Below are 10,378 nucleotides of genomic sequence, written 5' to 3'. Positions count from 1 at the left end.
TTCGGCCAGCCATGCTTGCGCAGCTCGAGGAGCTTCAGGAACGCCTCCTCCTCGCGGCCCGGCGCGTGCTGGCACATCAGGATCGCCGCCGCCGCCGTCGAGCGCGACACGCCGGCGTGGCAATGCACCAGGACATGGCTGCCGGCCTTGGCGTGGGCGCGCTCGCCGAACTGCAGGACCTTCTCGATGTGCGCCGGCGTGCAGGCCTCGAAGCCGGGATACTCGGCGACGACGTCGTCGAAGCGGATCAGCTCGTGGTCGATCTCGAAGTAGTCGTCGAGCGCCGACGGGCGCGGCTCGTGGGTGTCGATGATCGACAGGACGTGGCTGACGCCGACCGCGCAATGTTGCGCCAGCTCGGGAATGCCGCAGATCGTGACCTTGTGACTCGGGAGGGGCATGGCGGGGGTTCTATAGCAGGCTTGAGGCCATTTGGAGGCCGATGGCGAACATGCCGATGAGGAAGACTCGCCGGAACGTCTCGGGGGTGACCGCATGGCGGGTCTTCTGGCCAATCCACACGCCGGCCATGGTTGGGGCTATGACCACGATCGCGCCGATCAGGTTGGCGGTATCGAAAGCGCCCTTGATCGCCAGCGCGAGCGTGAGCGCGCCGATGATGAAGATGAACATGACGCCGAGCGCCTGGACGAGCTCGTGACGGTTCATGTCGAGCGACTGCATGTAGGGTAGGAAGGGCACAGCCGCGACGCCGGTTGCGCCGGCCACCGCGCCGCTCGCCAGCCCGACCAGCGGATTGGCCCAGCGCTCCGCCGAACGCGGTACGTGCGGCCGCCAGGCGGTCAGCGCGAGGGCCGAGTAGATCACCAGGATCACACCCACCCAGGCAGTGGCGCCGTGCGAGCCCAGGCTGCCGAAGGCCAGGGCGACGATCATCAGCCCGACGATCGAGGCGGCGGCCATCGTCCAGAACCGTCTCATCAGGACTGCGAAGCCGCGGCCGTAGACCGCTTGCCACAGGTTGGTCACCATGGTCGGCACGACCATCAGGGCGAGCGCGCTTTCCATCGGCACCGCGAAGCTCATGATGCCGAGCGCGATCGGCGGCAGTCCCATGCCGATCGCCCCCTTGGCGATGCCGGCGATGATGAAGGCGGCGGCAATCACCAGGACCTGGGTCAATGTCATGGACCGAGGACGCCGCGCGCCAGCCGGTCGAAGCCTTCCCAGAACAGGGCCCGCAGATCGTCCGTCTCCATCATGATCTCGTGGCGCGCGCCGGCCACGGTGAAATGCTCGCTACGGCGCAACCGCGCCGCGACCGGCCCGTGCGTACGCGAATCGACCAGGCGGTCCTCGCCGGCGGTCACCAGGAGAAGCGGCAGGTCGATGCGTTCGAGATAGCCCGGCGCCAGGGCCGCCGTCATCGACCGTGCCGCCTGGCGCCCCCAGCCCAGGGTCGGCCCCCCCAGGGTGAGGCGCGGGTCGGCGGCGAACCACTCGTCGGTGAAGCGGTAGCGGCGCTCGTCGTGGGTCACGAAGTTGGAATGGAACTCGCGGGCCAGCAGGATGAATGGTCCTGTGCCGAACAGATAGCGCTCGTCGACGGCCGGCACCTCGGGCATCAGCATCAGGACCGAGCGCAGCATCGCCTCGCGCCTGAGCCCGGTCATCGGCGACACGAAGACGGCGGCGGAGATCGGTCCCGATCCGTTCTCGGCGACCTCCCGCATGGCGATGTGCGCTCCCATCGAATGGCAGAGCGCCACGATCGGGCGCGGAGCGCCCGGAACCACGACCTCGTCGACGAATGCCCGCAGGTCGGCCATGTAGGTGGTGAAATTGTCGATGTGGCCCTTGCCGCGATCGACCAGCGGCCGATCCGACAGACCCTGGCCGCGCCAGTCCATCGCCATCACCGCCCAGCCGCGGGCGCGCAGCTCGCCCACCACCTCCATGGCGTACTTCTCGATGAACTCGCCGCGGCCCGGCAGCAGCACGACCGTGCCGCGGGTGGCGCCAAGCTGCCGCCAGCTAGCGAAACGCAGGCGAGCGCCCGCCCGTTCGAAGAAACCGTACCGATCGGCCTCGACGTAGGTGTCGGCCACATTTGCTGGCCGGGCGGCCGGCGCCGCGGACGGGTCTTCAAGGATCATCCAGTGCGGCGTTTTGGCGAAGGCGGTTGCGTAACGCCAGTGGAGATTTGGGCATTTTAGCGAAGTTGCCCGCGATCCCTTTACCGTTTGCACACGCGCGGCTATATCTCGCGTCGGTCGCCGCATCCCCTGCGACGGGTCGTAGGGGAGGAAAACGGGCGCAAGGAAGCCTCACAGAGGTCAACCGCACTGCGTGGTAATCGGCTCGTCGGTTGAGTCGATCCGGCACGGTCCTTGCGTCGAGGTTCTCGTCCGCAGGAGACATGCGACCGCGATCCCGACGACCAGCAGGTGCCACCGGCGGTTTTCGTTGGAGCGATCGCCTGTTCATGATCCGTCAGGCCTTGGTTCTTCTCGTTGTTGCAGCGGCCACGCTGGCAGGCTGGCGGTTGCTCGATTCGCGGATCGACGCGGCGAACATCGACGGCCCCCTGCACGGCGTCACCTATGCGCCCTGGGCGAAGGACCAGGATCCGATCGAGGCCAAGTCGAGCGGCATCGTGAGCTTTCTGCGCACCGCCTTCACCGACACCCCGCCGCCGCCGGTCAAGCCGCGCCGCGAGCAGATCGAACGTGACTTCGGGATGTTGTCCGGCAAGGTCAAATACGTGCGTACCTACCGCGCGTCGGACGGTGGCGAGATCATGCCGGAGATCGCGGCGAGAAATGGCCTGAAGCTGGTGCCCGGCGCGTGGATCTACAGCGCCAGCGAAGCCAAGCAGCAGTTCGGCCGCGAGGCCGGCGAGGTCAATGCCGAGGAGACTCGCGCGCTGATCCGCATGGCCAACAATAACCCCAACATCGAGCGTGTGCTGGTCGGCAACGAGAACATCCTGCGCTGGGATGGCCAGAAGCATCTGCGCGACCCGAACGCCACCAGCCCGGCCCAGCTGATTCGCGAGATCCGCAACGTCAAGCGCAACGTCAAGGTGCCGGTCAGCACGGCCGAGCCGTGGCACGTCTGGCTGCACTATCCCGAACTGGCACGCGAGGTCGACTACCTCGCCGTGCACATTCTACCCTACTGGGACGAGAAGTCCGACGAGACGCCGCTCGACTACCTGAAGAGTCGGATCGGCATGCTGAAGCAGGCCTATCCCAACAAGAACATCATCGTCACCGAGGTCGGCTGGCCGTCGAACGGGGCGGCGCGGCGAGGCCCCGGCAGCGGCCTGGTGAAGTACGCCACGCCGGCCGAGCAGGCCAAGAACATCCGCGATGCGGTGGCCTGGCTGCGCTCGCAGAACATCGATCACTTCGTGGTCGAGGCGGTCGACCAGCCCTGGAAGTCGTACGACCTCGAAGGCAAGGCCGGCGGCTACTGGGGGCTGTGGAACGCCGACCGCCAGCCGAAGTTCGCCTGGACGGGCACGATCGATCGTTTCCCGCAATGGGGCGCCGCGGCGACGTGGTCGCTGGGGCTCGCCCTGCCGGTGATCCTGCTGTTCCTGTGGCGCTGGCCCGGCATCGCCATGGTGGGGCAGATCGCCTTCGCCGGACTGGTTGCCTTGTCGGCGAGCGCACTGGTGTACGGCGCCACCGTCGCGGCCGGAACCTACATGCTGGTCGGCGAGATGGTGGGCTGGGCCGTGCTCGCCTTCTTCCTGGTGTTGAGTCTCGCCATGGCGTTGGTGCAGGCGCTCGAAATGTCCGAGACGATCTGGCGCGGCCGCTGGCGGCGCGAGGCGCTCCCGGCGGCCGACATGATCGCCCGCCAGCCGGCCGATCGCGTGTGGCCCAAAGTGTCGCTGCACTTGGCGATCTGCAACGAGCCGCCGGCCATGGTGATCCAGACGCTCGATTCGCTGGCCGCTCTCGACTATCCGGACTTCGAGGTCATCGTCATCGACAACAACACCAAGGACCCGGCGGTGTGGCGCCCGGTGCAGGAATACTGCGCCCAGCTCGGCGAGCGTTTCCGGTTCTTTCATTTCGACGTCATGAAGGGCTTCAAGGCCGGCGCGCTCAACTACGTGCTGAGCCAGACCTCGCCGGATGCGCGCGTCATTGGCGTCATCGACAGCGACTACATGGTGCGCCCCGACTGGCTCAAGGCGCTGATCCCTTACTTCGACGACGACAAGATCAGCTACGTGCAGGCGCCGCAGGATCATCGCGACTGGAAAGGTGATCGCTTCAAGGAGATGCTGAACTGGGAGTATGCTGGATTCTTCGATATCGGCATGTGCCTGCGCAACGAGTACGACGCCATCATCCAGCACGGTACCATGACCCTGGTGCGCCGCGACCGCATGGAGGAGATGGGTGGCTGGGCCACCTGGTGCATCACCGAGGACACCGAGCTCGGCCTGCGCCTGATGGAGAAGGGCTACGGCGCCATGTACAGCCGCGAGCGCTTTGGCCACGGCCTGACGCCCGACCATTTCGCCGGCTACAAGAAGCAGCGCTTCCGCTGGGCCTACGGCGCCATGCAGATCATGAAGGCGCACGCCGGCAAGATGCTGGGCAACAGCACGAGGCTCACCTTCTGGCAGAAGTATCACTTCGTCGCCGGCTGGCTGCCGTGGTTCGCCGATGCGCTCAACCTGATCTTCACCTGGGCCGGTCTGGCATGGCTGCTCGCGGTGATCGTGCCGCCGCTGTTCGGCATCAAGCCGGTCGGTCTGCCGCCGGCCGAGTTCATCCTGCCGACCATCGGTATCTTCGTCTTCAAGCTGCTCTATTCGTTCGGGCTCTATTTCGACCGTGTCCGCTGCACCTTCCGCCAGAGCGTCGGCGCGTCGCTCGCCGGCCTGGCGCTGACCTACACGGTCGGACGCGCCGTTCTGTATGGCCTGGCGACCAGCCGCTTGCCCTTCATGCGCACGCCCAAGATGGACGAACGCGCCACGCTCGGCATGGCGCTCGGTATGGCGCGCGGCGAGGCCGTGTTGGCGGTCCTGCTGTGGCTGGGAGCCATCATCCTGTGGTTCACCAGCGGCCAGCTCGACCCCGAGGCACGACTGTGGGCGGCCTTCATGGTCGTGCAGTCGCTGCCGTTCGCGGCCGCCATCTACGTCTCGATGGTGAATGCGCTCGAGCAGATGCGGCACGCGCGGGCTCTCTTCGCACCCGCTCCCGCGGCCATCGCGACGCCGGCGCCGGCGATGCAGCCGGCGCAGTAGGGCCACGCGGTTTTCCCAGTCGACTTGACGAAGCGGTCTGCTAGCGTTTGGCCATGCCCCAGCTCGCTCACGCCGGCACGACCCTCTTCCTCAAGCGGTGGTTGCGTCGCCCCTTCGCAATGGGCTCGGTGGTGCCGAGTGGCCGCCTGCTTGCCGAGGAAATGGCCCGCGCCACGCTGGCAGCGCTCGGCACGCGTCCGGGACAGGTCGTCGAGCTCGGGGCCGGTACCGGCGAGGTGACAAAGGCCCTGCTTGCGGCGGGTATCCCGGCGCGGCGCCTGGCGCTCGTGGAGCGCGATCCGGAGCTGGCGGTCTTCCTGCGCCGCCACTTTCCCGGCCTGCAGATCGTCGAGGGCGATGCGGCGCGCCTGCCGCGCCTGATCGACGACCATGGTCTGGCGCCGGTTGCCGCCGTCGTCTCGAGCCTGCCGCTGCTGTCGCTGCCGGCCGAGGTCGTCAATGGAATCGTCGGCGGCGTGTTCGACATCCTGCCGCGCGGCGGCGCCCTCGTGCAGTTCACCTACGGGCCGAAGCCTCCGGTGCCGCGCGGCCTGCGCGAACGGCATCACCTGCTCGGCACCCACGGCAAGCGGGTCTGGCGCAATGTGCCGCCGGCGGTTGTGTGGACGTTCCGGAGATCGGCGGCCGCGTGAACGCCTTTCGCTTCGACGACGCGCTGCGGTCAGCCATCACAGGCCATCTTGGCCGCTTCCCGCTGCGCCGCAATCCCAATCCGGCTGGCCTCAAGCGCGCGGCCGTCGCCGTTGTCATGGTCGAGGCCGATCGCTCGGGGCAGGCGGCGTTCCTTCTCACCAAGCGGACGCCGCGGCTTCGGGCCCATGGCGGTCAGTGGGCCCTGCCGGGCGGACGGGTCGATCCCGGCGAGACCATCGAACAGACGGCGCTGCGCGAGCTGCACGAGGAGCTGGGCGTGCTGGCCTCGACCGATGACATCCTGGGCACGCTCGACGACTATCCGACGCGATCCGGCTACATGATCGCGCCGGTCGTGGTGTGGGCGCCCGGCGTGACGGTGACTCCCAATCCCGGCGAGGTCGCCGCCGCCTATCGCATCGAATGCGCCGAGCTGTTCCGCGACGGTTCGCCCGAGATCGTCGCCATCGAGGAATCGGACCGTCCGATCATCCGGCTGCCGTTGTCGGTCTCGACGGTGAATGCGCCAACCGCCGCCGTGCTGTTCCAGTTCCGCGAGGTCGCACTGGCCGGCCGCGACACGCGTGTCGACCACTACGAGCAGCCGGTCTTCGCCTGGCGGTGAAAATTGCTCGCCTCCCCCGATTACGGGGGAGGCGAGAAAACATGACGGCGCTTGAGGAAGACCGTCGTATCCTGCTCCATCACCGGCTCGCCGCGCTGATTGCTGGTCACCTGCCTGATCTTGACGAGACCACGGTCGGGCTTCGAGGCCGAGGGGCGCAGCTCGACGATCTCCGTGGAGACGTGAAGCGTGTCGCCGGGACGAACCGGCCGGGCAAAGGTCACCGGACCGAGGCCGCCCGCCCCGATGCAGCAGGCCTTGAAGACGCCTTGGTCGAGCCACAGCCGGAGCGTGGCCGACATCGTGTGCAGGCCCGACGCGATGAGCCCGCCGAACTGCCATGTCCTGGCGAATTCGACATCGATGTGAAACGGCTGCGGATCCCACTGCCGCGCGAAATCGAGGATGGCCGATTCGGTGATCGTCATGCCGCCGCTGACGAAGCGGTCGCCGACCTTGAAATCCTCGAAGTAGCGATCGCTCAAAGCGCCAGTTCCATGTACGCGGTGTCGGCCAGCGGGCTGGCGTAGTAGGGCGGAATGGCGACGAAACCCATCGACCGATAAAGGCTCATCGCCACACCCATCTTGCTCGCGATCGTGTCCAGCCTGACACGCCGGTAGCCCTGGCTGCGCGCCTCGGCGACGATTCCCTCGGCCAGCGCGCGGCCGATCGAAACGCCCCCGGCGGTGCGCCTGCCGCGAAACGACGGCCGCACATAGAGCCGCTTCATCTCGCCGATTTCCGGCGAGACCTTGCGCAGCGCCACGGCGCCGGCGGGCGTGCCGTCATCGCCGCGGGCAAGCAGCAGTGCTCCGCCCGGCGAGGCGTACTTGCCGGCGAGGTCCGCGAGCTCGGCATCGAGCTCCTCATGGGCGAGCGAGACGCCCAGCGAATCGACGTACTCGATGATCAGCGTCTTGATGGCGTCGAAGTCGGCCGGCGTGCTAGGCGGCACGATCGCAATGCTGGAGGAGGTGTTCATGCGGTTCGATTGTCAGAGGGGTGTGGTAGCCTGTCATGCGAAGGTGATGGGAGGCAAGCAATGACGGGTAATCTGAAGCGGCGGCGGGCGCTCGGCCTCGCCGCCACGGCGATGGCTGCTCCCTCGATGATCCGATCGGCGGCGGCGCAGGCGGCATGGCCGGCCAAGCCGGTGCGCTTCATCGTGCCGTTCCCGCCGGGACAGGCGGCCGACATCTTCGCCCGGCTGATGGCCGAGAAGCTGACGGACGTCTGGAAGCAGCAGGTCATCGTCGAGAACAAGGCGGGCGGCAGCGGCATTCCGGCGACCGAGTATGCAAAGAACGCGCCGCCCGACGGCTACACCCTGATGGTGGTGTCGAGCGGCACCTTCGGCGTCAATCCGAGCCTGTTTCCCAACCTGCCCTATCGGCCGCTCGTCGATTTCCTGCCGATCTCCAATATTTTCCTGGTTCCGCTGGTGATCGTGGCGCACCCGAGCTTTCCCGCAAATACGCTGGCGGAGCTGATCGCGCTCGCCCGCAAGGAGCCCGGCAAGTACTCCTACGCATCGGCCGGCCCCGGCACATCGCAGCACCTGTCGATGGAACTGTTCAAGCTCAAGGCGGGGCTCGACATCGTCCATGTGCCGTACAAGGGCAGCGGTCCGGCGATGGCCGACCTGCTGGGCGGCCATATCAAGCTGATGATGGACAGCACCGCGGCCGCGCTCGGCCCGATCAGCGACGGCCGCATCAAGGCGCTGGCCCTCACCACGGCACGGCGCGCCGCGCCGCCGCTCGACAAGATTCCGCCCATCGCCGACACCCTGCCAGGCTTCGATGCCGCCGGCTGGTCGGGCCTCGCCGCACCGGCACGCACGCCGCTGGAGATCGTGGCCAAGGTCAGTCGCGACCTGCAGGCCTTGCTCAAAGATCCCGAGATCATCCGACAGATCGAGCAGAAAGCCGCCATGCCGGCGCCCGGCTCGCCGATTCAGTTCGCCGAGTTCATCAAGAAGGAGATCGACACCTGGGGCGAAGTGGTGCGGGCGACCGGCACCAAGCCGGGCACGTGAGGAGATTAGAAGCGGCCGCATCTATTGTGCAACCGAAGGCATAGTGGACAGCTCCCCGCCCGTCATCGAACCGTCATCGGGGGATGAAAAATGATGCGTCATCTCCCCAGAGAGGAGAGTTCAGACGCCCAGAAGGCCGCGGCGGCGATCGCCGCGCACACGGCGACGCCCGGCGCCGCCCGACGCAGATTGTCTGGTGCCCACAGCCGGACGATCTCGACGGCGGCGGTGCTGCTACGCATCAAGGACGGCGACGAGCTGCCCTTCGCCGATTGCTTCACCCTCGCTGACCTTGATTTCCTTGATGACTCCCGCCTTTGGGGCGAGCACGGGGATTTCCATCTTCATCGATTCGAGGATCATGATTTCACCCTCGAGCTCGACCCGGTCGCCGGGCTTGGTCTGGATCTTCCAGACGTTGCCTGCGATTTCAGACTTCACGTTGACGACCGCCATACTCCGCTCATCCCTCCGGCCCAGATGCCAGCGAGCCCTTTTCGGCCACGGCGAGAGCCAACGCAAGGGCGGAGCCACCGATGCGGGCGCCGAGCCGATATGCGGATTGGTTCACCTCGGACAGAAAGCCGTCAACCAGCGTGGAACGGCCCTCGCCGATGCGCGCTGACAAGGTCGACACGGCCGCCGCCGCGATTCCGGCGCGGTCGAGGATCGCGAGGCCGGCCACGCCGGCATGCTCCATCCCGAAGCCCGCATCGTTGAACAGTGCCAGCTTCGGCGCGAAGGCGGCGGCGGTTTCGCCGGCCGGCACGCCGCCATGGCTGCCGCTGGCGACAACGCGGCCGCGATCGCGCCCATCCGCCAGCGAGATGGAGTCGACGCAGAAGACACGGCCGGCGATCGAGCGACCTTCGGTCATGGGCGCAGGCTCGACGTGCGGCCACGGCGCCGACTTCGACCGCTCGACCGCCTCCCCGGTCGACTGGCCCGGAGCGACGCCACAGGCCTGGGCGATGGCGTTGGCGCGACTGATGATGCCTCGACGCAGCATGTCGTCACCGTCGCCGATCCGCGCGCTGCTGCTCAGCACGGCCGCCATGGCCATGCCGTGCGCCTCCGCCCAGGCCAATCCGCTCACGCCGGCCTCGTCGCGGCCGATGCCGGTATCGTTATGGATCGCCGCACGCGCGCCTGCCCTGGCCGAGAGATAGGCCGCGTAGACGGCGCCATGCGAGCCGCCCACCACGACGGCACCATCGGTCTCGGGGGGAGCCCGATGACGGTGGGGCGGACGATGACGGCAATGGTCATGGCGACAGAGTCGGAGTTTGCAGCCTATATGTTCGCCCATGCCTGACACGCCGCCAAGGGTCGACAACAAGGTCGCCGTCCTGATCCTGCAGCACCCGCAGGAGCAGGACCGTGTGCTCGGAACGGCCCGATTGATCGCGGAGACGCTGTCGAACAGCCGCGTGGTCATCGGTCTGTCATGGCGCAACCTCGGGCATGCGCTCGGTGCGCCGGCCGAGCCGAACCAGTGGGGTGTGCTCTATCTCGGCTCGTCCCAGGTGCGCGACCTGGCCAGGAGCGGCGGCCCCTTGGTTGCCGTCGATCAGAAGGGGGCGCCGCTCGCCGACCAGGCGGCCGCCCGTGCCGGCCTCTCGGGGCTGGTGGTGCTCGACGGCAACTGGGCGCAGGCCAAGGCGCTGTGGTGGCGCAACGCTTGGCTCACCAGGCTTCGCCGCTTCGTGGTCTTGCCCTTCGGTCCGTCGCTCTATGGCGATCTGCGCCGTGAGGCGAGGGCAGGCGCCGTCTCGACCCTGGAAGCCGTCGCCCTGGCGCTTTCGGTCCTGGAGGG

12 protein-coding genes are annotated in these 10,378 nt (G+C 67.5%); 5 read left to right on the top strand and 7 right to left on the bottom strand.

Annotation, left to right across the window (positions count from 1 at the left end):
- The 3 genes from AB7O82_RS22200 to AB7O82_RS22190 all read right to left on the bottom strand — a co-directional run.
- A partial coding sequence (locus tag AB7O82_RS22200; protein WP_428620205.1) for a tyrosine phosphatase family protein occupies positions 1–401 on the bottom strand: 401 nt, incomplete at its 3' end.
- Between the two features lie 10 nt (positions 402–411).
- Positions 412–1,149, bottom strand: coding sequence for a sulfite exporter TauE/SafE family protein (locus tag AB7O82_RS22195; protein ID WP_428551387.1), 738 nt, complete (start codon positions 1,147–1,149; stop codon positions 412–414).
- The gene (locus tag AB7O82_RS22190) at positions 1,146–2,069 is read right to left on the bottom strand and encodes an alpha/beta fold hydrolase (RefSeq protein WP_428620204.1); all 924 of its coding nucleotides are present in this window, start codon (positions 2,067–2,069) and stop codon (positions 1,146–1,148) included. The genes AB7O82_RS22195 and AB7O82_RS22190 overlap by 4 nt, the downstream gene beginning before the upstream one ends.
- 377 nt (positions 2,070–2,446) lie before the next feature.
- On the opposite strand from AB7O82_RS22190, the gene AB7O82_RS22185 reads away from it, so the two are divergent.
- Genes AB7O82_RS22185 through AB7O82_RS22175 form a run of 3 tightly spaced genes read left to right on the top strand, consistent with a single transcriptional unit; the run spans position 2,447 to position 6,521 of the window.
- On the top strand, positions 2,447–5,242 hold the full coding sequence (locus AB7O82_RS22185) for a glycosyltransferase (RefSeq protein WP_428551381.1): 2,796 nt from the start codon (positions 2,447–2,449) through the stop codon (positions 5,240–5,242).
- A 53-nt stretch (positions 5,243–5,295) separates the two neighbouring features.
- Positions 5,296–5,895, top strand: a complete 600-nt coding sequence (locus tag AB7O82_RS22180) for a class I SAM-dependent methyltransferase (RefSeq protein ID WP_428551379.1) — start codon at positions 5,296–5,298, stop codon at positions 5,893–5,895.
- Positions 5,892–6,521 (top strand): NUDIX hydrolase, encoded by a 630-nt coding sequence (locus AB7O82_RS22175; RefSeq protein ID WP_428551377.1) that lies wholly within the window; start codon positions 5,892–5,894, stop codon positions 6,519–6,521. The genes AB7O82_RS22180 and AB7O82_RS22175 overlap by 4 nt, the downstream gene beginning before the upstream one ends.
- A 20-nt stretch (positions 6,522–6,541) precedes the next feature.
- Here AB7O82_RS22175 and AB7O82_RS22170 read toward each other — a convergent pair whose 3' ends face one another.
- Both AB7O82_RS22170 and AB7O82_RS22165 read right to left on the bottom strand, forming a co-directional pair.
- Positions 6,542–7,006, bottom strand: a complete 465-nt coding sequence (locus tag AB7O82_RS22170; protein ID WP_428551375.1) for a MaoC family dehydratase — start codon at positions 7,004–7,006, stop codon at positions 6,542–6,544.
- Positions 7,003–7,506, bottom strand: coding sequence for a GNAT family N-acetyltransferase (locus AB7O82_RS22165; RefSeq protein WP_428551373.1), 504 nt, complete (start codon positions 7,504–7,506; stop codon positions 7,003–7,005). Before AB7O82_RS22165 ends, AB7O82_RS22170 begins: the two co-directional genes overlap by 4 nt.
- A gap of 60 nt (positions 7,507–7,566) precedes the next feature.
- Here AB7O82_RS22165 and AB7O82_RS22160 point away from each other — a divergent pair, with 60 nt between their 5' ends.
- On the top strand, positions 7,567–8,562 hold the full coding sequence (locus tag AB7O82_RS22160) for a Bug family tripartite tricarboxylate transporter substrate binding protein (RefSeq protein WP_428551371.1): 996 nt from the start codon (positions 7,567–7,569) through the stop codon (positions 8,560–8,562).
- 234 nt (positions 8,563–8,796) lie between these two features.
- Here AB7O82_RS22160 and AB7O82_RS22155 read toward each other — a convergent pair whose 3' ends face one another.
- Entirely contained in the window at positions 8,797–9,018 is a 222-nt protein-coding gene (locus tag AB7O82_RS22155) for a biotin/lipoyl-binding carrier protein (RefSeq protein WP_428551368.1), read from the bottom strand.
- A 7-nt stretch (positions 9,019–9,025) separates the two neighbouring features.
- On the bottom strand, positions 9,026–9,763 hold the full coding sequence (locus tag AB7O82_RS22150) for a hypothetical protein (RefSeq protein ID WP_428620202.1): 738 nt from the start codon (positions 9,761–9,763) through the stop codon (positions 9,026–9,028).
- A gap of 106 nt (positions 9,764–9,869) precedes the next feature.
- On the opposite strand from AB7O82_RS22150, the gene AB7O82_RS22145 reads away from it, so the two are divergent.
- A partial coding sequence (locus tag AB7O82_RS22145) for a DTW domain-containing protein (protein WP_428551363.1) occupies positions 9,870–10,378 on the top strand: 509 nt, incomplete at its 3' end.

Origin of the sequence: Reyranella sp., from assembly GCF_050185545.1 — a bacterium.
Lineage (GTDB): Bacteria > Pseudomonadota > Alphaproteobacteria > Reyranellales > Reyranellaceae > Reyranella.
This window is presented reverse-complemented; position numbering and strand designations above follow the sequence as displayed.